This is a genomic window from Arthrobacter sp. Ha26 (assembly GCF_059091705.1).
Map to the genome: position 1 here is coordinate 263,913 of NZ_JBNHGX010000003.1, position 21,717 is coordinate 285,629.

Consider the following 21,717-nt stretch of genomic DNA (forward strand, 5'->3'; position numbering starts at 1 on the left):
TCGAGGTGAAGATGGATTCCAGGTCCGAGATCAGCAGCTTCCTCACTTCCCGGCGGGCCAGGCTTTCGCCGGAGGAGGCAGGCGTACCCCTCTACGGCGGAGCGCGCCGGGTCTCCGGCCTGCGCCGCGAAGAGGTGGCGCACCTTGCCGGGGTCAGCGCGGACTACTACGCCCGGCTCGAGCGCGGCAAGATCTCAGGAGCCTCCCGGGACGTCCTCGAAGCCGTCGCGCGGGCCCTGCAGCTCGACGACGACGAGCGCCGCCACCTGTTCGACCTCGTACGGATCACCCAGCGCCGGCCCCCTAAGAAGACATCGAACCGCACGAGGGTGCGGCCCGGCATCCAGAAGGTGCTCGACACCATCGACATGCCGGCGCTGGTGCAGAACGCCCGCCTGGACCGCCTCGCGTTCAACCGGATCGGACGGGCGCTGCACTCGTTGCCGCTTGACGGGTCAGGCGACCAGTACAACTACGCAAGGTGGCTGTTCCTGGACCCGGAGGCTCCGCGGTTTCACCGGGACTTCGACATCGCCAAGCACGACGTCGTCGCCCTGCTCCGCGCAGCATCAGCGCAGGACCCTTACGACCGGGAACTCATTGAGATCGTGGGCACCCTCTCGACCCAGAGTAAGGAGTTCAGCGCGCTGTGGGCCTCCCACGACGTGCTCCGCCACCGCTCCGGAGCGAAGCTGCTGACGCACGCCGACGTCGGCGACCTCGAGTTCGGCTACGAATCGTTCGAGCTCTCCGCGGATCCGGGCCTGGTCATGCTCGTCTTCACTGTCGAGCCGGGCTCGCCCAGCGCCGAGGCCTTGCAGTTGCTCGCCAGCTGGGCCACCCCGTCACACAGCGAGGAGAAAGAGCTACAGATCGAAGCCGGGAACGGGCGCAGGACACAAGCAGACCGCAGCCCGGCGGGAAGGGAAAGAGAAAACCCCTAACGATCCTGAACGAGACCACCACCCCGGCGAACGGCGCCGAGATCCCGAGCCTCGGGCGCGGCACCTTCGTTCCGGTCCTGTCGGGTGCCGTCGGGGTTGGCCAAGGCACCTGTTCATGGCCCGTTAGCCAGCAAGCGACATGACCCAGCCTCTTCCGGGGAGCCAGGCGGACGGCGCTAGTGCTTGCGGCCCAGCCCGGATTGTTCCATGAGTTCTGTCAGCCATGGCCGGTGTTCACGGTGGAACTCTATGCCTTCAGGCAATCCCTGCACGGACGGTTCCGAGCCAGTGATGTTGATGGTGATGCGGTCTCCGGCCAAGGGTGCGTTGGTAATGTGCAGGTCACCGTAGGACTGGGGCAGCACAGGGTCCAACCAAAAGCCACCCCGGGAGACATGCGCGTCGTACCGCATCAGGCTGGTAACCAGCATTATGGGTGTGGTCGCGGCCCACGCCTGCGGGGAGCAGGCCGTCGGATAAGGCACGGGCTGGGCGACTTCGTCCCGGCTGAAGCCGCAGAACAGCTCGGGCAGCCGGCCGTCGGTGAAGTCGGCCGCTTCCAGCAGGGCGGTGGCGATCTGCTGTGCCTCCTCCACGAAGCCATAGCGCAACAGACCTGCAGCGATTATGGCGTTGTCGTGGGGCCAGACCGATCCATTGTGGTAGCTGGCGGGGTTGTAGGCGCCCATGTCGGTGGCCAGGGTCCGGACGCCCCAGCCGCTGAACATTTCCGGCGACATCAGGCGTTCCGCTACCAGCGGTGCTTTATCGTCTTCGACAATGCCGTGCCACAGGCACTGCCCCATATTGGAAGCGCAGGCGTCGACGGGCCGTTTCTTGGCGTCCAATGCCACCGCGTAGTAGCCACGGTCAGGCAGCCAGAACTGTTCGTTGAAGCGTTTTTTCAACTGGGCCGCCTCGTCGGTGAGCTGCGCGGCCAAAGGCGCGTCCCCGGCGTCGTATGCCATCCAGGCCCGGGACAGTAAGGCGCTGTAGACCAAGGCCTGGACTTCGCAGAGCGCGATTGGGGGCTCGGCCAAGGTTCCGTCAGCGAAGTTGATGCCGTCCCAGGAGTCCTTCCACCCTTGGTTGAGGAGGCCCTGGTCATTAAGGCGCTCGTACTCGACAAAACCGTCGCCGTCCTTGTCCCCGTATTCCCGGATCCAGTCCAGGGCGCGGTCTGCGTGGGGCAACAGCGCGGCGATAGTGTCCTTGGCAAAACCCCAGCGACTAACTGAGCCAAGCGCCATCACGAACTGCGGCGTGGCATCAACGCTGCCGTAATAGACGGATTTGCCGCCCAGCGCCAGGCCGCTGGAAACGCCGAGTCTTACCTCATGCAGAATCTTGCCCGGCTCCTCCTCGCTCATGGGGTCAACCACCGCGCCCTGGCGGTCTGCCAGCGTCTGCAAGGTGCCAAGGGCAAGGGAGGGATCTACAGGGAGGGACATCTCTGAAGCCCAAAGCGAATCACGGCCAAAGAGCGTCATGAACCAGGGCGCACCCGCGGCCACTACCACGCGCTCAGGATGGGCAGGGTCCTCAATCCGGAGCGCGCCCAGATCGTCATAGCTGCGTCGCAGAGTGCGTTCAATGGAGCGGTTTCCCATGTGTAGTTTGGGAATTTTGGCTACCCATTCCTGACGACGGCGATCACTGCGGGATGGCTCACCTTCCATCGGGTGGGCAAAGGATTCCACCGGGACCGCGCCGTCTTCGATGGTGGGCACAACCTTCAACACCGTGCTCCACTCGCCGCGCGGCGGGACTACCGTCCGATACCTCAGGGCATCGTCGGAGGCTTCGGAGCCACTTCCCTTGACCACAACACCCTTCAGGACGTCGTGCCAAGCGGCTCGTATGGTGAGCGAGTCGGCGTCGATCTGACGGGTTTCCTCCCAGTGCCGCTGGACGCGCGCCTCCTTCACTTCGAAGAGGTCGGCGAAATCCGATTCGATGGTGAGATCAACCATGCACGCTGCTGCCTCGGAGGAGTAGTTCCGGATGATGATCTGCTCGCGGATCCCGGCCCCCACCTCCCTCAGTCGCTCCACGATGAGCGGGCTGTCTGCGTACCCGTCAGAACGGGGAACGAGACCAATAAACAGCGCCCGGTAAGGCTCCTTGGTTTCAGCGGTCAGCGGCTCCAGAGGCTGGCCATTCACCGCCAGATTCCAGCGTGACAGAATCCGGGTGTCCTCATGAAAAACTCCATGAGGGCGGGATGGATCGATATCCCCGTTCGCCGAGGAAATGCAGAAGGACGTTCCCTCCACCAAGGTAACGGTGCCGGACCCAACAGGGCCGGCGGCGGTATCAGCATTCCATCCAGCCATTTCCCGCTCCTTCAGCGACCCAAAACCTGGAGGGCGCAACGGGCATCCGAATCAGCACTCGGATTCCGGCCACCCTGATGCAAAGGACGCTACGCCGGTCCCCGCCCGAATAAAAGGTGGGGCCCACCGGGCGAAGTCCATGGCGGACCTTCCGAGGGGGAGCCGTTGAAAACTGGGGGGAGGCCGCCTTGCACCAGTTTCAACGGCTCCACGGCCCAGCCTCTGAAAGAAGGCGTCCAGGAGTAGGAGCGCTGTTCCGAGAGCTGCACCTCGGTGCAGTTTTCGCCGCGGGCAAGCATGTGGTCCCCGACACAAGTGCGGTCATCGCCCCGACCTGGAGAGTGCCCATGTGAACGGTCGCCTTGGCCGTTTACATCCTGGCCCGTTTAACCCTGTTGACCAGCCATTTCTTGGCATAGGCTGAGCGCACCATACCAAGAGCGGGCGGGTCTGTATAACCATCCGCAGACGAACGAGGAGATACTCATGTTGCTTTGGATAGCTATCATTATCGCCGTTCTCTGGCTGCTCGGCCTGCTGGGCAACATCGGCGGCGGTCTCATCCACATCCTGTTGGTGGTGGCCGTGATCGTCCTGGTCATCCACTTCATCCAGGGCAGGTCCCGGGTCTGACCCTTGCGCGTTCCGTCGGAAAGCCCGCGTCAGTGACACGGGCTTTTCTCTTGGTCCCAATCCCTCCTATTCAGGGGCTCATGCGAACGAGTCCTCATCCTCCGGGAGGGATAACGATCTCGAGTGGTCGTCACAGCCGGACTTCGCACCAGCGCGAGTCGTGGCCTGCGGAACGGGGGATGTCCTCGGAGCAGCCCGATCGTATCGTCGACGTCAGTGACGCCGCCGGTCTATGGCCTCCCGTACACCGTGTAGCGGGAGCCGTAGCCGGCTGTTGGCGTCTACTCCGACCGGTCCTGGCGTCCAGGACCAGTCGGAGTCCATCCAAGTGCAGGACCCAATTTGCCCGCGATGTCGGTAAGGATCTGTACGTAGTCTTGTTGGTCGAAGCTGAAGGGCAGAGCGAACGCTACTTCGTCGACTTCCTGGAATCCTGCATGTGCGTACAGCTGCTCGGCGATTTCGTCGCTGGTGCCAATGAGGTCCGGGGCGAAGAGCATGCCCTTTGGTCCCTGTGGTGCGCGGGTGCGCGGGGTTCGTTCGTTCACGTACCGCTGGTATTTCTCCCTTTGAGCCTGCGACGCGGAGTCAGTAGGGATAACCACGAGGCCCTGCGAGACCCGGGCGGGTGCGTGCGCGTGCGCTGACATGGCTGCGGCTTCCCGGAAGGCCCGGATCTGCGATTGCTGAACGGAGGCAAAGTCAGGTTCCTGGTCGGTTTCGGGGAAGATGACACTGCTGGAGAGCAGATTGAAGCCATTTTCCCCGGCCCAGGTTGCCGATTTCCTGCTGCCTGCGCCGTACCACAGGCGGTCCCGCAACCCGGGAGAGTGCGGTTCGACGCGGTTGGAGAATTCCTCGACCACGCCTTGCCTGCCGGAAAACTGCCGTACCGGTTCCCCTGCGATCAGGCGGGCAAACCTGTCCACGCGGGCGTAGCTAAAGTCCTCCAGTTCCGAGGAATCCGGGTACAGCTCGTGCTTCACGGTGTCGTAGTGCAGAGGTTCGCCCACGCTCAGCCCTGGATTGATTCGTCCGCCGGCAAGCAGATCAACGGTAGCCAGGTCCTCGGCCAGTCGCAGTGGATTTTCCCAGCCCAGCGGCGTCACAGCGGTTCCAAGCTCGATGCGGGAGGTGCGTTGGCTGGCCGCGGCCATCACGGCGATGGGTGAGGAGATTCCGAACTGCAGATGCCGGTGGCGCAGCCAGGCGCTGTCGAACCCAAGCCGCTCTCCCACTTCAATGATTTCCAGGGTGGATTGGTGGCCGGGCGCGGGATCCGCCGGATCGAACAGGCCAATGGTGAGGAACCCGAGCTTGCGCAAGGGACGTGTGGGGTGGGGCATGTGCTTCCTTCAGGATTCGGTGCGGCTGCTCCTCAGACTATTCGCCGGGACCAGGCGATGTTTGCGGCAAAGGCGGGAGGTGTCCCTTTGTGTCGTGTTCAAGTGCGCGGACTTCGCTAGGAATTCCGGGCCGTGGGGGAGTTATCCAGTGCGTCGCTTGGCGTGCCAGACCTGTGTGCAGGACCCCAGGTACTCAGGAGGGCAAGGCCTGCCGCCGTCGCAGAGCTCAGCACCAGCGCCCCCAGCCACAACGAAACGGGCCAGCGGATTGCGTCCGCCACCGCGAAAGCCACCAACTGCCCGGTCCAAACCAGTGCCGCCAGCCCCGCCGTGAGTGCGGGAAGTCGCCATTTGCCCCATACTCCTGGGAGCCAGGCAAGCAGGAGGTCGCCCACGATTGCCGCCACGGTCGCGCCGATGGCTCCGGCGACCGTCGTCGACCGTAAGCCCACCATCCAGACCGGCAGCCAGGCCACAGTCGCGACCAGCATGGTGACCACTCCGCTGGCAGGACGCCCAGCCGCTGAGAGGGTGAACAGAAAGGGAACGATGATCAACGCCGTCGTCAACAGGTAGCTTGCCAGCGTGATGATCACCGGCATTTCCGACTGTATGCGGCCGGGACTGCCGACCGGCATCGGGGTGAAGGCGGCAGTCGGTCCCAGCCGGACGAAGGCCGAACAGTAGATAAGGAAAAATGAACCCAACCCGGTCATCAGGACGATAGCCAGAAGCGCGGCCGGCGTCCACTGAAGATTGTCAGTTCCGCTGGCGGACCGGGCGCTCCTGACTGCCGTACCCAGGATCAGGAAGAGGCTGAATCCCAGCAGCAGGTGGGTGGGACTGACCAGGGCGTCGAGGGAAATTTCGATTCCCAGGGTCTCGTGCCACAGCAAGTCCAGGACCCCGCCAAGGGCAAAAGCGCTAGGCCGGCCACCGTTCCGCGGTAGCCGGAGGGAATCGCCTCTGACAGGGGCCGCCCGGGGGCGCGGTTCCTCCAGATCACGGCCATAGTCCACAAAGCCGTGACTGCCATCCCGGAATAGAGGGCTCCATGCCACGGCGTAAAGAAGGTCTCCAAGCCCGGCAGGTTGAGGTGCGCCCAGCCGTCCAGGAACACGGCGACCAACAGCCACAAACCGAGCAGTTCCGTTACTAATTCACGCGTCCCGCTTGCGTTGGCTCCACCGCGTGCAGTGTCGATCATCGTAATCATTACCCCGGGCTATTACTCCCTTGCCGTTTCCAGCTTGAACCTGAATTCGTGCAACCGCCAGAGGGCGGGTACATCATGAATGGGGAGGCTGGAGTGCGTCATCAACGCGGAAACCTTCTAAATTGAAGAGGGCAGGAAGAAATTCGCGCCTCATTCCCCACGCCTCAAAACGTCCGGAAGTTCATCCACGTAGACCGTTTGCGGCGGTTCGAAATAGATCACCAGCACCTCCTCACCCTCGGCGAAGCCGCTTGTCTTATCGAACGGGTGGGCGTGGAAGGCAACGGTGCCGCCGAGGTAGGGCAGCATCACTTCCCCGATAGTGCCCGGCCCGATGCGTCCGGTCACCCGCCCCACCTTTCCCGTCAGGCTGCGGTCAACCTCTCTGTGCATCCGGTGCCCCTAGGCGCCGGGAGCGGTGGGCGTCTGCTTGGCACCCTTGCCGTTCTTAAGCGCGGATGCGAGGGCGGGAAGGTAATCGCCGGCCTGTGCGAGGATCCCGCCGAGCATTTTGTTGACCCCGTCGCCGCCGTTCAGGACGGTCATCTGGCCCACGTGCGAGAACGGCTCGGCCGCTGCGGCGATGATGGCAGGCATATTTTCCGCGAGCTGCTGCGAAATCACGGCGTCCTGGTTGGTCCCCAAGGCTTCAGCCCGCGCCTTGATACCTTCCGCCTCGGCCAGCGCCTTGGCTTTGATGGCTGACGCCGCTGCATCGCCTTTGGCTTTGGTTGCCGCGGCTTCGGCTTCACCGGTGACCTTGGTGGCCCCCGCAGTGGCGGCTGCCGCGGTGGCGTTTGCCTGGGCGAGCAGTTCAGTGCGGCGGGCGTTGGCCTGGGCGTCAAGCTCGGTGCGGCGTGCCAGTGCCTCAGCGGCGCTGATGTCAGCTGCCTTTTTGCCTTCCGCTTCGGTACGTGTGGCATAGGCCTTGGCGTCCGCCGGTTTCCTGATGATGGTCTGGAGCTTCTGCTCTTCGCGGTCCGCCTCGAGCTTGGCAACTTCGGTTTCCTGGACCACCACCTGTTGCCGAGCAGTAGCGTCGGCCAGCGGGCCGGCCTGGGCAGCGTTGGCTTTGGCGCGTTCGGCGTTCGCCTGCGCCACCGACTGCCTGATGGCGGAAAGGCTTTGCGCGTCTGCGATCAGGGCGGCGGCTTCCGCTTCCTTCTCCGCCGCTTCCCGGTTCCGCGTGGCTTCGGCGATGCGTGCCTCCATCTTCACCTGGGCAATATGCGGCTTCGCGATGTTCTCGATGTATCCCGTGGGGTCCTGCAGATCCTTGATTTGCAGGGAATCGACCACCAGCCCCAGTTTCTCCATCTCCACGCCACTGGCGCTGCGGACCTGCGATGCGAGCTTGTCCCGCTCGCGGATGATCTCCTCTACCGTCATGCTGCCGATGATGGAGCGCAGGTGGCCCTCAAAGACGTTGTACACCTGGCTTTCCATTTTCGGCTGCTGCCCAGAAAGCGCCGCGCGGCATTGGCGATAAAAGGCGGGGCGTCGCCGATCTTGTAGATCACCACACCGTCCACGATCACTTGGATGCCCTGGGACGTAACGCAGGAAACTTTGAGTTCGGTTTCATTTAGGGTGAGCGACAGGGCCCGCACCGTCTGGAGTCCGGGAAGGACCAGTGCGCCCTTCCCTGTGACGATCTTGAAATCCATCCCGGCCCGGGTTTCCAGGGTTCCACGGGTCAGCCCGGAGATGATGAGGGCTTCGTTGGGCTCAGCGACCTTCCACATCAGTTTTGTGGCCACCCAAATAACGGCAACGGCAAAAAGCACCCCCAGGATGGTGGCGATCAGCGGAAAGAATGCTGAGAAGTCCGGCATGACCAGGTCCTTTCACGGGTGGAACAGGCATCGCGGCAAAGCCCCAATAAATCCAGCTGCCCGTCCCGGAAGGGTCAAAGGCGCATCACCTCGGTACGCTGGCCAGCTGTTGTAGACAGTCTGGTGGGGCGTGGTCCGAGAGTCCAGCGTTTGGGGATATTTGCCCGTGGCAACGGAAAAGGCTGACGACGACGGCACCTGGCTCCCGTCGTCGGGCATGGTTGTGAGCCACTGACGCTACTTTGTTGCCTTCCCGGGGACGCGGGCCCGGCCCGGACGGCGGAGGGGCTCCCTCGTGCCGCGCGGGGTCACGGCGGCGCGCTGATGCGCCCGAAGAGCCAGCAGCGGAAACAGCAGCACCGAGAGCATGCCTGCGCCCACCAATGCCGACGCCGTCCCGGCTGAGATCAGCCCCTCATCCCGGCCTATACCAGTGACCGCCACAATAATCGGCAGGCCGGTGGCCGCGATGAGGATGGTGGCCAGCTTATCGCCGGGGCTGGATCCTGAGGGAGCAGCAAGGAGTGACGGCAGTCCGCGGATGATGAGCAGGAGGAGCAGGAAAAGGGGGACCAGTGCGAGGGTTGCCGGGCTGCTGCTGACCGCGCTTAATTCGAAATCTATGCCGGTATCAATAAAGAAGACCGGCACCAGGAAGCCGAACGCGATGGCGTCGATCTTCATCTCGATGACGTGCCGGTCCTGTTCGGGAGCCCGTGCGATGGCAACCTTCCACAGGACTCCTGCGGCGAATGCTCCCAGCAGCATGTCCAGCCCCAGCACCATGCTCAGGACCACGAGCACGCTGAGAATGAACATGATGGACCGGACGGCGAATTGGCCGCTGGTATGCAATGTCCTGGTGACCTGGGAATGCAGCAGCGTGTGCCTTGCTTGGGAGGCAAGATAAATTGCCAAGCCGGTCAGCAGTACAAACCCGAGGAGTACCGCGGTAGCTGGTCCCAACTGGCGTCCGCTGAAGAACAGCGAGATCGCTACCAGGGGACCAAACTCCCCAACAGCACCGAGCCCTGTGACCGCGATCCCCATCGGTGATTTCGACTCGCCGGCGTCGCGAAGGATCGGCAGCAGTGTGCCCAGAGCCGTCGAACACAGGGCGACACCGATGATCACAGCCGACTCGGCTCCCGGTGACAGGAGGAAACCGGCACCGATGCCTGCTGCCAGTGAAATAACCCACCCTGCAGCGGCGCGGTTGGCTGGCCGCCCCCGAATGGCGGCGAAATCGATCTCGTTGCCAGCCACAAAGAAGAGCATGGCAAGCCCGAAATCCGCCAGGGTGTCAGTAAATTGGGTGGATTGTATCCATCCCAGCAGGCTGGGCCCCAGCACGATGCCGAGGACAATTTCGAACACCACAATGGGCACCTTGAGCACCCGGTCCAGGAAACGGGCAGCCAACGGCGCTGCCACAGCCAGCAGCGCGATCAGGACCAATGAAGTGGACAAATCCGGCATCATTGGCCCTCCTGGCGCTGCGCTTTCATCCGGTACTGATCGGTGGTACCGGCTCCGTTCACGCGGTCGGTGCTGCTCAATCGGCGTCCCAGCGAGGGCCGGCGCGTTGACCTTCTTGGTATACGCCTGGCCCCCAAGCGGGTCAAGAGCGCAGGAAAGACGCGCAGCTTACCGTTGCAGCCGGTAGCGGATGTGGGTCACCAGGGTTGTGCCGGACACTTCCGTCGGCTCAAGCCGGAGGTTCCCGACGCCGTCAAGGAGCCGCTCGCCCGCTCCGAGGAGAAGCGGCGAGATATGGAGCCGCAACTCGTCGATCAGCCCCGCCGAAAGATATTGACGGGCAGTTTCCGCGCCGCCGGCGACGGCGACGTCCTTGCCCGCTGCAGCCTCCCGCGCCTTAGCCAGGGCTGATTCGATGCCGTCGTCCACAAAATAGAAGGTTGTCCCACCCTCCATCTCCAGCGGCGGCCGTGGATGATGCGTCAATACAAAAACAGGAGCGCGGTAGGGCGGGTTTTCGCCCCACCAGCCCCGCCACTCCTTGTCCCACGGGCCCGGCCCCGGGCCGGCGAACATGTTGCGGCCCATAATGTAGGCGCCGGCGGACAGGATCCCCTCAAGCCAGGCGGCATTGGCCTCAGGCTCCTCGAACTGCCACCGGTGCAGGTCCTCTCCGCCCTCGCCCAAGGGATTGTCCGGTGTCTGGTGGGGGCCGGCGAGGAACCCGTCCAGGGAAATGGTGAGATCACAGGTGACGCTGTTCATGGCTTCCCTTGTGCGGTTGGCAGTTTATTCCGGGCATGGCTGGATACCGGCCATGCTAATAGCGTTCGACGCCGGCCGGAAGGCGCGGATTCGCGCGTGTTCTGCCCATCGGCAGGTAGCATCGGCCGCATGGAATCCCTTGTTCTATACAGCCTCACTGAGGGCGTTGACCGGTCCCGGGTTATGGAAACGTACCCCCGGCACAAGGCATATTTTGAAGCGTTCCGGGCCAATGGCGGCGGGCTTCTGGCATTGGGCCCGTTCCTGACGCCCGATCCGGCGGGTTCGTCGATGGGGCTCTTCACCTCGCGCGAGGACGCCGAACGCTTCGTTGCCGGGGATCCGTTCGTTGTGGACGGGCTGGCCGTTCCACGCATCCTTGACTGGGATCCCGTGCACTTCGATTAGGCTCCCTCTGGTCCTTGGTTATTGAAGCAGGGCGGCGACGGCGCTGATCTCTACAAGCGCCCCGGGCACGCCCAGCCCGGCCACAAGGGCCGCGGTCACCAAAGCCGGGTCGTCGGAGGCGAGCTCCGAGGCGATGGCACCGTAGCCTGCGGCGATGTCGGCGCCCTGCACGAACAGCACTGTCCACTGGACCACATCGCTGACGGTCGCGCCAGCGGCAGCGAGGGCGGTTGTGACGTTCGCAAAGGCGCGGGCGGACTGCAGGGCGACGTCGCCCCCGCCCACGAGCGCCCCTTCACCGTCCACGGCGTTCTGGCCGCCAACGTAGATGGTGGTGGCCCCCGGCGGGACAACGGCCACATGGCTGAAGGCCGGACTCACGACGAGCCCCTCAGGGCGGAGGCGCTGTATGGCTGACATCCCCGTATGCTCTCACGCGCGCCCCGGCACGGGTAGACCCGGCGGCACCCCGGGGATAGCATGGCCGGCACCGGAACCTGCGGCCTCCATACAGTGCTGCCGCTCAGGGATCCGCCGATTCAGCGAGGAGACGGCCATGGGCGAGGCAACCGGGGAAGCATCAGCAACAAGTCTGATGGTGGACCTGATCATTTCCCTGGACGGGTACGCCTCCGCTGAGGGCTGGCCCGGCTGGTGGGGGCTGGAAGGTCCCGAATACCTAGCCTGGCTCGAAGAGGAGGGGCAGAAGAACTACACCTTCCTTCTGGGTGCCAACACCTACCGGCTGATGTCCGGCATGTCGCAGGAAGCTTCTGCCGAAGACTCCGATTTCTCGGAAAATGAGGGGGCGAGCCTCTCCGGCCTCGCTGCCGTACCAAAAATCGTTTTCTCCTCCACCTTGCAGGCTCCGTTGACGTGGCCAAACTCGGAGCTCGTGGCTGGGGAAGCGGTGGAGGCGGTCGCGGAGTTGAAACGGACACGAACCGGACCCTTGGCTACGCTCGGCAGCCTGAGCCTCTGCCGGTCCCTGCTGGCAGCCGGCCTCGTGGACAGGTTCCGCCTGGTGGTCTTCCCTGTGATCACGGGCCGGACGGGACGCGAACGGATTTACGACGGCTACCCGGACGTCGCGCTGGAAATGGTGAACAGCCGGACGTTCGATGGCCGGCTCCAGATGCTTGAGTACGTTCCCACCGTACTCAACGGTCCGCCGAGCGGCCACGCCTGAACCGGAAGCCCGCAGCCTGGTTCATTCGTTCAACCACGCCCAAATCCCCAACCCGGCCGAAGAGATTGGAACAATGGGTGGCATGGCTGATTCAGAGACGGTAACAACCCAGGACACGACGGTCGAAGCATGGACAGAGGCGCTGGCGGAATCCAAGGGTTCGCCGGGAGGAGGGGCCGGGACCGGAGTGATGCTTGCCATCGCAGCGTCGCTCGCGTCCATGGTGGCCGGTTACAGCGAACCCGCTGAAGATCACGAGAAGGAACTGGCGGCCATCCACCGACGCGCGCACGCGCTGCGCAGGACCGCCCTTAGCCTTGCCGACGACGATGCTGCCGCTTCTGAAGCGTTTGGCGCGGCCTTCCGCCTGGAACCAGGGCAGGAACGCGACGACGCCATCCGCCGCGCGTCGGTAAACGCGGCCAAGGCATCCGCCGTGCTGGGCGAACGCGCAATGGCGGCCATCGACGACCTCGGCTGGCTGGCCGCCCATGGGAACCCAGCGCTCATCGCCGATGTCGTCGTCGCATTCGGCGCCCTGCGGGCGGCGGTGGCCGGCGCGCGCACCAACGTCAGTTTCGACCTCGCAACGCTCCGATCCGCAGGCGCATCCCTCGACCAGATCCGGGACGCCCACCCGGCCCTCTGGGCGACTGTCCAGCAGCTCAACTCAGCCCTCGAAAAGATCGATGACCTGACAGCAGGGGTGGATCACCGTGCCGCGCCCACTGACACCGATGCCTTGAAGGAGCGCGCGGCAGAGACTTAAGGGACGGGGCCGGCCTGGCCACGGAGCGCTGCCAAGGCGTCAGCCAGGGGCATGTGCAGGGCGGGACCATGGCCGGGAAGTATTACCGACGCGGGGATCCCGTCGAAGTGCCGCACTGACTCCAGGGCCTCGGCAGGGTCCGCGTGGTACATGTGGTGGAGCATCTGCGGCCCGGTCTTCCGGCTTAGCGGATGGCCGGTAACAAAGGAATCCCCGACCGCTACGGTTCCCGATGCCGGGAATTGGATGGCGGCGTTTCCGGGGGTGTGTCCCGGCGCGAGGATTGCTTCGGGACGTCCCGGCAGGTTTCGAAGCGTCGCCGCATCCCATGCCCGGGCCTGTGGTGCCGGCTCTGCCGTCAGGGCTCCGGCTTTTATGGCGTGGAGCATCCACCGGAGCACGCGCGGCTGCCAGGCGCGGACCATGACTTGGCCGAAGGTGACCTGGTGCTTTTCCTTGCCTTGGACATGGGCCAGTTCTTCCGGCGCGCACAAAACCGGAATTCCGTAGGTGGTGGCGAAATAAGCTGCGGATCCGGTGTGGTCCACGTGGCCGTGCGTGATGAGGACAGCCCGGGCGTCCGCGGGCTGCAGTCCCAGGTGGCGGATGGACTCGATGACAAGGGAGCGGTCGGACGGGTAGCCGGTGTCGATGAGCAGAAAGCCCGTCAGGTCCCGGACCACCACCCAGTTGGACGCTGGCCCCTGGACCAGGAAGACGCCCGGCACTGGCTCGGAAACATGGGATGCGGGGTGCCAGTTCGTGGCTGCGGTCTGCACTGCTAAATCGTAGCTGGCCCGGGAATCGGGTGATTCTCAGATTTTCCTCGATTCAGCGCAGGGGCAGGGCTAACGTGGAGTGGTGACTGATCGACCCGAAATCTTCACTGTTGGTGAATTGCGTGCAGCCGGCCATGTCCAGAAAGACCTGCGCCATGAGATCCGGGACAACCTCCTTGCGGCGCTCGCCGAAGGCAGCGATCCATGGCCGGGGCTGTACGGTTTCAGCCGTACCGTCCTACCCCAGCTTGAGCGCGCCCTGATTGCCGGCCACGACGTAGTCCTGCTCGGCGAGCGCGGGCAGGGTAAGACCCGGCTCCTGCGGACGCTGGCCGGGCTCCTGGATGAGTGGTCGCCCGTGATCGAGGACTCGGAACTGAACGAACACCCTTACGAGCCGATCACCGAGCAGTCGCGGGCCCGTGCACTCACGGAAGGGGACCGCATGCGGGTGGCGTGGCGGCACCGGTCCGAGCGGTACGTGGAGAAGCTTGCCACCCCGGACACCTCCGTCGCCGACTTGATCGGCGACGTCGACCCGATGCGTGTGGCGGAGGGCCGCCGGCTTGGTGACCCGGAAACCATCCACTACGGTCTGGTGCCGCGCTCCAACCGCGGCATTATCGCAATCAACGAGCTGCCGGACCTCGCCGAGCGGATCCAGGTGTCGATGCTCAACGTGATGGAGGAGCGGGACATCCAGATCCGCGGCTACGTGCTGCGGCTCCCGCTGGACGTGCTCGTCGTCGCCTCGGCGAACCCGGAGGACTACACCAACCGCGGCAGGATTATTACCCCGCTGAAGGACCGCTTCGGCGCCGAAATCCGCACGCACTACCCCATCGAACTGGACGACGAAGTGGCCGTCATCCGCCAGGAGGGGCAGTTGGTGGCGGACGTTCCGCCGGTCATCCTTGAAATCCTGGCCCGCTACACCCGTGCGCTCCGGCTGTCCCCGGCGATCAACCAGGCCTCCGGCGTATCAGCTCGGTTCGCAATCGCCGGCGCCGAAACCGTGTCGGCCGCCGCCCTGCGCCGCGCCAGCCTGCGCGGGGAAGGCGAAGCGGTGGCGAGGATCGTGGACCTCGGCACCGCGGTGGACGTCCTAGCCGGCAAGATCGAGTTTGAGTCCGGTGAGGAGGGCCGCGAGCAGGCTGTCCTCGACCATCTCCTGCGCACGGCCACCGCGGAAGCGGTGCGCGCGCACTACCACGGCATCGACCTGGGCCCGCTCGTGGCTGCACTCGACGGCCACCGGACGGTGACCACCGGCGAGCACATCACGGCGCAGGAGTTCCTCGAAAACCTGCCGTCGCTGAACGGGTCGGGGCTCTATGACGAGATCAGCGGGCGCCTGGGTGCAACGAATAAAGGCCAGCGCGCTGCCGCCATCGAACTTGCCCTGGAAGGCCTGTACCTCGCCCGCCGGATCTCCAAGGAGTCCGACGACGAGGAAACCATCTACGGCTAGCCGCCGGGCAGCGGTACAGCAAGGAACGGCCGGCACACGAGGAGGCATCATGGCCAGCCACAACCACTCCGCCAGGTACGGCCGGTATACGGGCGGACCGGATCCGCTCGCGCCCCCGGTTGATCTGGCCGAGGCGCTGGAGGCCGTGGCGGAGGACGTGATGTCCGGCTACTCGCCCCGGCATGCCCTCCAGGAGTTCCTGCGCCGGGGCGGCCGGGACCGGGAAGGCCTGGATGACCTTGCGCGGCGCGTCCAGCAGCGCCGCAGCGAACTGCTGGGCCGGCACCGGCTGGACGGCACCCTCAACGAGGTCCAGAAGCTCCTTGAGACGGCAGTGTTGGAGGAGCGCAAGCAACTCGCGCGCGACGCCTTAATGGACAACACGGACCGGGCCTTCCGCGAAATGCAGCTGCAGAACCTGCCGCAGTCCACAGCGGCGGCGGTGAACGAACTGGCCTCCTATGACTGGCAGTCGACCGCCGCCTGGGAGGCGTACGAACGGATCAAGGACCTGCTGGGCCGCGAAGTCCTGGACCAGCGGTTTGCCGGCATGAAGCAGGCACTTGAAAACGCCACGGATGAGGACAAGGCAGCGGTGGCCGGGCTGCTGCGGGACCTGAATGAACTGCTGGATAAACACCGGCGGGGCGAGGACACGGAGGCAGACTTCCAGGATTTTATGGCCAAGCACGGAGCCTTCTTTCCGGAGAATCCCCAATCCGTCGAGGAGCTCATTGACGCCTTGGCCAAGCGGGCGGCAGCGGCCCAGCGGCTCCTCCAGTCGATGTCCGCTGAACAGCGTGACGAGCTGATGCGGCTCTCCGCCCAGGCCTTCGGTTCGCCGGAGCTGATGGCGCAGCTCGACCAGCTGGACTCCAGCCTCCGTGCCCTGCGGCCGGGCGAGGACTGGACCGGCTCGGAACGCTTCGAGGGCCAGGAAGGCCTGGGGCTGGGCGACGGCACGGGGGTGCTGCAGGATATCGCCGAACTGGACGGATTGGCTGACCAGCTGTCCCAGTCCTACAACGGGTCGAACCTGGACGATCTGGACCTCGACGCGCTGGCCCGCCAGCTTGGGCAGAACGCGGCCGTCACCGCCCGCACACTAGCGGAGATTGAACGGGCCATGCAGGACGGCGGCTACCTGCGCAAGGGAAGCGACGGCGACCTGCGGCTCTCGCCGCAGGCTATGCGGCAGCTCGGGAGGTCGCTCCTGCGGGACACTGCCAGGCAGCTGTCCGGCCGGCAGGGGCGGCGGGAGACGCGCGTCGCCGGCGCCGCCGGCGAGCAGACCGGTTCCAGCCGTGAATGGGAATTCGGGGACGCCGAGCCCTGGGACGTCACGCGCACCCTGACCAACGCGATCCGCCGCACCGTGGCAGGCGGCGGCAACCCGGCCCGCGGGCTGCACCTCACCGCCGCAGACATCGAAGTCAGCGAAACTGAGGCCCGTACCCAGGCCGCCGTCGTCCTGCTTGTTGACGTCTCCTTCTCCATGGCCGCGGAGGGGCGCTGGGTGCCCATGAAGCGCACCGCGTTGGCCCTGCACCACCTCATCTCCACCCGCTTCCGGGGTGACCGGCTCGAGCTGATTACCTTCGGCCGCTACGCCAGGTCCATGGACATCGGCGAGCTGACGGCTCTGCCGTCCCGCCGGGAACAGGGAACCAACCTGCATCATGGCCTGCTGCTCGCCGCGCGCTTCTTCCGCCGCCACCCGTCAATGCAGCCTGTCCTCCTGCTGGTGACCGACGGCGAACCCACCGTCCATCTGCTGCCGGACGGCGAGCCGTGGTTTTGCTGGCCTTCGGATCCTGAAACCATCCGGGTCACTGTCGCCGAACTCGACCGCCTGGGGCGTGCCGGCACGCAGGCCACGTTCTTCCGGCTGGGGAACGACCCCAGCCTGGAACGGTTCGTACAACGCATGGCAAAGCGGGTGGGGGCAAGGGTAGTGGCGCCCGACGTCGGGGGCCTGGGTGCTGCGGTGGTGGGGGAGTACCTGCGCGCGCATTTCCGCGGACAGGCCTTCGACGACGCCGACTGGACTTCCTGGGACCGCTGACTGTTCGAGGGCGAAGCCGAGGGTTTCTTCTGAAAGGCGCCATCAAGTGGGGCAGGCCACAAGTGCTGGGGTCGGTGCAAAGCAGGTACCAGCTACTCGGGTCCGAACTGTGGGTGGTCCCTACCATCGGATCATGATGTGTCCAAGGTGGAACGACGTACACCTGTTTCCGCGGCGCCTCTACGCACTGCTGACAGCGTTGCTGCTTGCGCTTAGTGCTGTGCTGGTGCCCGCTTCCGCGTCGGCCGATCCGGGTGACACCGGCGTTGAGGGTCCCTCGCATACAGGAACGTCGGCGCCGACGGGTACGAAGCGGGCCACGAGTTCGTTGTGGTTCAACGACGGGCTCTGGTGGGGGGACCTGTGGGACACGGCAAGCTCGAAATTCCACATCTTTCGGTTCAATTCTTTGACGAGCTCGTGGGTGGACACCGGGGTGGTGACGGACGCCAGGGCAAACACCCATCATGACGTGTTGTGGGACGGGAAGACGTTGAATGTGGCGAGTTACAGGTTCGTCAATGACGGGCTGCCGGCGGAACCGAACTTCCCGACGACCATGCGGCGTTACAGCTACGACCCGGGTAATAAGACGTACTCGCTGCTGACTTCCACGCAGATCAACAACTCCAAAGTTGAGGTTCTGACCATCGACAAGGACTCGACCGGCCGGGTGTGGGCCACCTGGCAGCAGGGCAACCAGGTTTATCTGAACGTCACTGGCACGGATGGCGCGACGTGGGGGACACCCTTTGCCCTCCCTGCCGCATCGAGTGCCGTGTCGGTGGATGATACGTCGGCTGTGATCGCGTTCGACGGGAACAAGATGGGTGTGATGTGGAGCCGGCAGGCCGGAGACGCCACGGACGGCATGTATTGGAGCTACCACATCGATGGAGCACCGAACAACGCGTGGAGCACTACCGTTGCGGTGGTATCGGGTCAGAACAGCAGTGATGACCACATGAATTTGAAATGGCTGGACTCATCGGGCGGCAGGGTTTTCGCCGCCGTCAAAACGTCGTTCATCTCAGCCTCCCAGCCGCTGATCCAGCTGCTTGCATTGAGCGGCACAACGTGGTCGGTGCATCCGGTCGCAACTGTATCGGAGTGCCCGAACCGGGTGCTTGTCCTGATTGACGAGGGCACCCGGACGCTGCGGACCTTCGCCACCTATCCGAAGCCGGGTGGCACCACGAACGCCGGTGTCTGCACCAGCTCAGGGGGTGCCATCTACGAAAAGTCAACGCCACTGGACAACATCGACTTCACCACCGCGAAAACGGCCCGAATCGTGGACGCCGACCAGTACGTCCACAACGTGACGTCCACCAAGCAGAACCTCAACAGTGCAACGGGGGGTACGGCGGACAGCGGTCTCCTGGTGCTCGCCGATGTGAACGCCACCAGCAGGTACTGGCACTTTTACGACCCCAGCGGCGGCGGTGGTGATACCACCGCTCCCACAGTGACAGGGACGTCTCCAGACGCCGGTCAGTCTGGAGTGGCGGCGACCGGTGACGTGACAGGGACCTTCTCGGAAGCGGTGGATGCGTCGACGGTTACGGCCAGCACGTTCACGTTGACAGCAGGAACGGCAATGGTGCCGGCCGCTGTAACGTACAACAGCGAGGCGAAGGTTGCGACGTTGAATCCGGGCGTTGATTTGGCGGGGGGTACGACGTACACCGCCACCATCAAGGGTGGCACCAACGGGGTGAAGGATGCCGCCGGTAACGCCTTGGCGGCGGACAAGACGTGGACCTTCACCACGTCGTCCGTGGGCGGCGCACCGGAGACCGTCACGCTGACGGCTACAGCTGACACGTATGTCTCGAGCGGGGCGGCGGGCACAAACTATGGTGCAAGTGCGGCCTTGAGTGTGGATAACAGCCCGGTGGAGGCCAGCTACTTGAAGTTTGACCTGTCGGCGTATGCGGGCAGGACGCTTGAGAGTGCGGCATTGCAGCTGGGCAGCGCCGGGAATGCCTCGACCGGCAAGCAGAACGTCAAGCTGGTCAGTGATGACAACTGGACCGAAGCCGGGCTCACCTACAACAACCGGCCGGCGCTGGGCACCGGCGTCATCGGCACCCTCGGCCCGACAACAATCAACACCAACTACAGCATTCCGTTGACGGTCAGCAGCCTGGCCGCCGAGCTCGGTGGGCAGCTCTCACTGGGCTTGGACACCAGCAGCACAGACGGCCTGGTCCTCAATTCCAAGGAGGCCGGCACCTCGGCCGCACCCAAGCTCATTCTCACCTTTGGCTAGGCCGGGGCGTTTCCTCGTGGGCCTGCGTAGGCAGGGTGAGGATTTCCGCGCCCTCCTCAGTGATGGCGATCGTGTGCTCGCTGTGGGCTGTCAGGCAGCCGGTGGCGCTGCGGAGGGTCCACCCGTCGGAGTCGGTGACGAGTTCCGCGGTGTCAGCCATCACCCAAGGCTCCAGCGCCAGCAGGAGCCCGGGACGCAGCGTGTACCCGCGGCCTGGGCGCCCGGTGTTGGGAACGTGCGGGTCCTGATGCATGGTTGAGCCGATGCCGTGGCCGCCGAACTGGGTGTTGATCGGGTAGCCCGCCTCGCTCAGGACGGAGCCGATGGCATGGGAAACGTCCCCGATACGGGCTCCCGGCCCGGCCGCGGCGATCCCGGCATACAGCGCGCGTTCGGTCGCACCGATCATGGTGCTGCCCTCCAGTGGCCCGGCGTCGCCCACGAGGAAGCTGATGGCCGAGTCCGCAGCCACCCCGCCTTTGGAGACGGCGAGGTCCAGCGTCAGCAGGTCTCCGTTAACGAGCGTGTAGTCGTAGGGCATCCCGTGCAGCACGGCGTCATTGACGGCGGTACAGATGTAATGGCCGAATGGTCCGCGGCCGAAGGACGGCTCGTAGTCGATGTAACAGGACGTGGCTCCGGCCCCCACGATCATCCCGCCGGCCCACCGGTTGATGTCCAGGAGATTGGTTCCAACGGCGGCACGGCTCTTGAGCGCCTGCAGGATATCCGCGACCAGAGCTCCTGTTTCCCGGGCCCGGCTGACTTCGGTGCGGCTCAGGATCTCGATCATGCGGCGCCTTCCATGGGGAGACCAATAACTATATCCAGCGTCTCAGGGGAGCGGCTCGGCGGCGGGGCCCTGGCCGGAGGGCCCTGGACCGGATTGCTCGGCCGGGGCGTTGGCACGGTCTGCCGGGGCGCCCTGCCGGCGGCTGGCCAGCAGGAACGGAACGGCCAGGCTCTGGAAAATACCGGCCAGCACCAGTGACGCGGAATACCCGAACAGGTCCGCGCTGCGGCCAAGCACAGGCTGGACCACCACACCGCCGCTGGAGCCCATGAGGGAGTCGAAGCTGAGCACCGTGGCCCGCTGCTTGGACGGGATCATGTCGTTCACGTAGGCCTGCCGGACCGGGGTGGCGGCGGAGTCGATCACTGCCCAGAGCGTCAGCAGGACCAGGGCAACCCAGAACACCCGGGTGAAGCCAAGCACCAGCAAAACCGCTGCGCTCACGCTGCCGCTGAGGATCAACACGGACGTGCGTTTGTGGAACAGCCGCCGGGCGTAGGGCGCGAGCCAGCCGCCCACCACCTCGGCCCCGGCCACGATGGCCGCTGCCAGCCCCGCAATGGAGTAGGCGCGGGGGTCGCCAAAGAGCTCCAGTAGGAACGGCTGGAGGGCGTAAAACACATAGATTCCGACGCCGGCGCTGAACGGGGCGGCGAGCATTACGTACCGCACGGGCGGGATTTTCAGGCCGTTATCGATCGAGGCGGACAGGACGGCGCGGGTTGCCTGAAGCGGGTGGGTGGAGCGCTCAGGGGTGAATCCGACGTCGTGCATCAGCACAAAGGCCACAACGAACATGGCCAGCAGCACGCCCACCCGCACCAGGAACGGCACGCCGAGGTTGGTGGCCTGGGCGATCACGCCGCCGGCCACAGACCCGGCGAGCATGGCCACGCCTGAGACCATCTGTGCCCGCCCGAAGACAGGCTCCAGGCCGCCCTCGTACCCCGAGTAGCGCAGCGCGTCGACGAGCCAGGCTTCAACGGCACCGGAGAAAAACGTGAAGCCCAGTCCCAGCAACACGGACACCACGGCCCACAGCGGGAACGGCGCGGAGAACTGCCACAGGAGGTAATAGAGGAAGGTGGATCCGGCCAGGGTTACCGTGCCCAGCAGGAAGGAAGTGCGCCGCCCCCAACCGTCGGCGACCACCCCCGTGGGGATCTCGAATATCACCATGCCCGCCGTGAAGAACGCGTTGGCGGCGAAGGCCTCGAAGTTGCTCAGCCCGGCGTCGAGCAGGAACAGCGTGTTGACGCCCCAGATGAAGGAGGCCGCAAGGGTATTGCCCAACGTCAACGTCAGGTAGATGCGCTGGATCCTTCGGCCGGCAGCGTTCATGGGTTCGCTGTCCCGGCTGCGCAGAGCGGGGAACACGAGGCAATTCTCGCCCCGATCAGCCCGCTATGCCAGA

The 21,717-nt window shown here is 64.9% G+C and carries 19 protein-coding genes and 1 pseudogene; 8 read left to right on the forward strand and 12 right to left on the reverse strand.

Features of this window, described 5'->3' with window-relative positions:
- Positions 1-11: 11 nt before the first annotated feature.
- A complete protein-coding gene (locus AC5RVY_RS09715; protein WP_493954500.1) occupies positions 12-944 on the forward strand; it encodes a helix-turn-helix transcriptional regulator in 933 nt (310 codons plus the stop codon).
- Between the two features lie 176 nt (positions 945-1,120).
- Here the strand turns inward: AC5RVY_RS09715 and AC5RVY_RS09720 are convergent, their stop codons facing one another.
- Complete coding sequence (locus tag AC5RVY_RS09720) at positions 1,121-3,280, reverse strand: amylo-alpha-1,6-glucosidase (protein WP_493954501.1); 2,160 nt, start codon at positions 3,278-3,280, stop codon at positions 1,121-1,123.
- 486 nt (positions 3,281-3,766) lie between these two features.
- Here AC5RVY_RS09720 and AC5RVY_RS09725 point away from each other — a divergent pair, with 486 nt between their 5' ends.
- On the forward strand, positions 3,767-3,913 hold the full coding sequence (locus AC5RVY_RS09725; RefSeq protein WP_493954502.1) for a lmo0937 family membrane protein: 147 nt from the start codon (positions 3,767-3,769) through the stop codon (positions 3,911-3,913).
- Positions 3,914-4,194: 281 nt separating this feature from the next.
- Here the strand turns inward: AC5RVY_RS09725 and AC5RVY_RS09730 are convergent, their stop codons facing one another.
- The 7 genes and pseudogenes from AC5RVY_RS09730 to AC5RVY_RS09760 all read right to left on the reverse strand — a co-directional run bounded on the left by AC5RVY_RS09730 (position 4,195) and on the right by AC5RVY_RS09760 (position 10,554).
- On the reverse strand, positions 4,195-5,259 hold the full coding sequence (locus AC5RVY_RS09730; RefSeq protein ID WP_493954503.1) for an LLM class flavin-dependent oxidoreductase: 1,065 nt from the start codon (positions 5,257-5,259) through the stop codon (positions 4,195-4,197).
- A 116-nt stretch (positions 5,260-5,375) separates the two neighbouring features.
- Positions 5,376-6,155, reverse strand: a complete 780-nt coding sequence (locus AC5RVY_RS09735; RefSeq protein WP_493954504.1) for a hypothetical protein — start codon at positions 6,153-6,155, stop codon at positions 5,376-5,378.
- A gap of 470 nt (positions 6,156-6,625) precedes the next feature.
- Positions 6,626-6,823, reverse strand: a complete 198-nt coding sequence (locus AC5RVY_RS09740; protein ID WP_493954505.1) for an NfeD C-terminal domain-containing protein — start codon at positions 6,821-6,823, stop codon at positions 6,626-6,628.
- A 54-nt stretch (positions 6,824-6,877) separates the two neighbouring features.
- Entirely contained in the window at positions 6,878-7,687 is an 810-nt protein-coding gene (locus AC5RVY_RS09745) for a flotillin domain-containing protein (RefSeq protein WP_493954703.1), read from the reverse strand.
- A gap of 30 nt (positions 7,688-7,717) precedes the next feature.
- A pseudogene (locus tag AC5RVY_RS09750) lies at positions 7,718-8,310 on the reverse strand (flotillin family protein); the annotation flags it as partial.
- A 237-nt stretch (positions 8,311-8,547) separates the two neighbouring features.
- Positions 8,548-9,789, reverse strand: coding sequence for a cation:proton antiporter (locus tag AC5RVY_RS09755; RefSeq protein ID WP_493954704.1), 1,242 nt, complete (start codon positions 9,787-9,789; stop codon positions 8,548-8,550).
- Positions 9,790-9,957: 168 nt separating this feature from the next.
- Complete coding sequence (locus AC5RVY_RS09760) at positions 9,958-10,554, reverse strand: dihydrofolate reductase family protein (protein WP_493954506.1); 597 nt, start codon at positions 10,552-10,554, stop codon at positions 9,958-9,960.
- A 129-nt stretch (positions 10,555-10,683) separates the two neighbouring features.
- Here AC5RVY_RS09760 and AC5RVY_RS09765 point away from each other — a divergent pair, with 129 nt between their 5' ends.
- Positions 10,684-10,962: a YciI family protein gene (locus AC5RVY_RS09765; RefSeq protein ID WP_493954507.1), complete on the forward strand. Its 279-nt coding sequence runs from the start codon at positions 10,684-10,686 to the stop codon at positions 10,960-10,962.
- An 18-nt stretch (positions 10,963-10,980) separates the two neighbouring features.
- Here the strand turns inward: AC5RVY_RS09765 and AC5RVY_RS09770 are convergent, their stop codons facing one another.
- Entirely contained in the window at positions 10,981-11,382 is a 402-nt protein-coding gene (locus AC5RVY_RS09770; protein ID WP_493954508.1) for a RidA family protein, read from the reverse strand.
- A 136-nt stretch (positions 11,383-11,518) separates the two neighbouring features.
- On the opposite strand from AC5RVY_RS09770, the gene AC5RVY_RS09775 reads away from it, so the two are divergent.
- The gene (locus AC5RVY_RS09775; protein ID WP_493954509.1) at positions 11,519-12,151 is read left to right on the forward strand and encodes a dihydrofolate reductase family protein; all 633 of its coding nucleotides are present in this window, start codon (positions 11,519-11,521) and stop codon (positions 12,149-12,151) included.
- Positions 12,152-12,233: 82 nt separating this feature from the next.
- A complete protein-coding gene (locus AC5RVY_RS09780) occupies positions 12,234-12,920 on the forward strand; it encodes a cyclodeaminase/cyclohydrolase family protein (RefSeq protein WP_493954510.1) in 687 nt (228 codons plus the stop codon).
- Here AC5RVY_RS09780 and AC5RVY_RS09785 read toward each other — a convergent pair.
- Positions 12,917-13,699, reverse strand: coding sequence for an MBL fold metallo-hydrolase (locus tag AC5RVY_RS09785; protein ID WP_493954511.1), 783 nt, complete (start codon positions 13,697-13,699; stop codon positions 12,917-12,919). The genes AC5RVY_RS09780 and AC5RVY_RS09785 overlap by 4 nt on opposite strands.
- An 82-nt stretch (positions 13,700-13,781) precedes the next feature.
- Here AC5RVY_RS09785 and AC5RVY_RS09790 point away from each other — a divergent pair, with 82 nt between their 5' ends.
- The 3 genes from AC5RVY_RS09790 (at position 13,782) to AC5RVY_RS09800 (ending at position 19,510) form a co-directional block, all read left to right on the forward strand.
- On the forward strand, positions 13,782-15,170 hold the full coding sequence (locus AC5RVY_RS09790; protein ID WP_493954512.1) for a sigma 54-interacting transcriptional regulator: 1,389 nt from the start codon (positions 13,782-13,784) through the stop codon (positions 15,168-15,170).
- A gap of 49 nt (positions 15,171-15,219) precedes the next feature.
- The gene (locus AC5RVY_RS09795; protein WP_493954513.1) at positions 15,220-17,235 is read left to right on the forward strand and encodes a vWA domain-containing protein; all 2,016 of its coding nucleotides are present in this window, start codon (positions 15,220-15,222) and stop codon (positions 17,233-17,235) included.
- Positions 17,236-17,368: 133 nt separating this feature from the next.
- Entirely contained in the window at positions 17,369-19,510 is a 2,142-nt protein-coding gene (locus AC5RVY_RS09800; protein ID WP_493954514.1) for a CBM96 family carbohydrate-binding protein, read from the forward strand.
- On the opposite strand, the gene map is transcribed toward AC5RVY_RS09800, so the two are convergent.
- Positions 19,497-20,303, reverse strand: coding sequence for a type I methionyl aminopeptidase (gene map, locus AC5RVY_RS09805; protein WP_493954515.1), 807 nt, complete (start codon positions 20,301-20,303; stop codon positions 19,497-19,499). The two genes, AC5RVY_RS09800 and map, sit on opposite strands and share 14 nt — an antisense overlap.
- A gap of 42 nt (positions 20,304-20,345) precedes the next feature.
- Positions 20,346-21,644, reverse strand: coding sequence for an MFS transporter (locus tag AC5RVY_RS09810; RefSeq protein WP_493954705.1), 1,299 nt, complete (start codon positions 21,642-21,644; stop codon positions 20,346-20,348).
- Between the last annotated feature and the right edge of the window lie 73 nt (positions 21,645-21,717).

Bases quoted from the DNA above. Each gene is read 5' to 3' on its own strand.
- AC5RVY_RS09725 (WP_493954502.1), top strand. From the start codon at position 3,767: ATGTTGCTTTGGATAGCTATCATTATCGCCGTTCTCTGGCTGCTCGGC.
- AC5RVY_RS09780 (WP_493954510.1), top strand. From the start codon at position 12,234: ATGGCTGATTCAGAGACGGTAACAACCCAGGACACGACGGTCGAAGCA.
- map (WP_493954515.1), bottom strand. From the start codon at position 20,303: ATGATCGAGATCCTGAGCCGCACCGAAGTCAGCCGGGCCCGGGAAACA.
- AC5RVY_RS09730 (WP_493954503.1), bottom strand. From the start codon at position 5,259: ATGCCCCACCCCACACGTCCCTTGCGCAAGCTCGGGTTCCTCACCATT.
- AC5RVY_RS09800 (WP_493954514.1), top strand. From the start codon at position 17,369: ATGATGTGTCCAAGGTGGAACGACGTACACCTGTTTCCGCGGCGCCTC.
- AC5RVY_RS09810 (WP_493954705.1), bottom strand. From the start codon at position 21,644: ATGAACGCTGCCGGCCGAAGGATCCAGCGCATCTACCTGACGTTGACG.
- AC5RVY_RS09720 (WP_493954501.1), bottom strand. From the start codon at position 3,280: ATGGCTGGATGGAATGCTGATACCGCCGCCGGCCCTGTTGGGTCCGGC.
- AC5RVY_RS09775 (WP_493954509.1), top strand. From the start codon at position 11,519: ATGGGCGAGGCAACCGGGGAAGCATCAGCAACAAGTCTGATGGTGGAC.
- AC5RVY_RS09765 (WP_493954507.1), top strand. From the start codon at position 10,684: ATGGAATCCCTTGTTCTATACAGCCTCACTGAGGGCGTTGACCGGTCC.
- AC5RVY_RS09770 (WP_493954508.1), bottom strand. From the start codon at position 11,382: ATGTCAGCCATACAGCGCCTCCGCCCTGAGGGGCTCGTCGTGAGTCCG.
- AC5RVY_RS09715 (WP_493954500.1), top strand. From the start codon at position 12: ATGGATTCCAGGTCCGAGATCAGCAGCTTCCTCACTTCCCGGCGGGCC.
- AC5RVY_RS09795 (WP_493954513.1), top strand. From the start codon at position 15,220: ATGGCCAGCCACAACCACTCCGCCAGGTACGGCCGGTATACGGGCGGA.
- AC5RVY_RS09745 (WP_493954703.1), bottom strand. From the start codon at position 7,687: ATGGAGGCACGCATCGCCGAAGCCACGCGGAACCGGGAAGCGGCGGAG.
- AC5RVY_RS09755 (WP_493954704.1), bottom strand. From the start codon at position 9,789: ATGCCGGATTTGTCCACTTCATTGGTCCTGATCGCGCTGCTGGCTGTG.
- AC5RVY_RS09760 (WP_493954506.1), bottom strand. From the start codon at position 10,554: ATGAACAGCGTCACCTGTGATCTCACCATTTCCCTGGACGGGTTCCTC.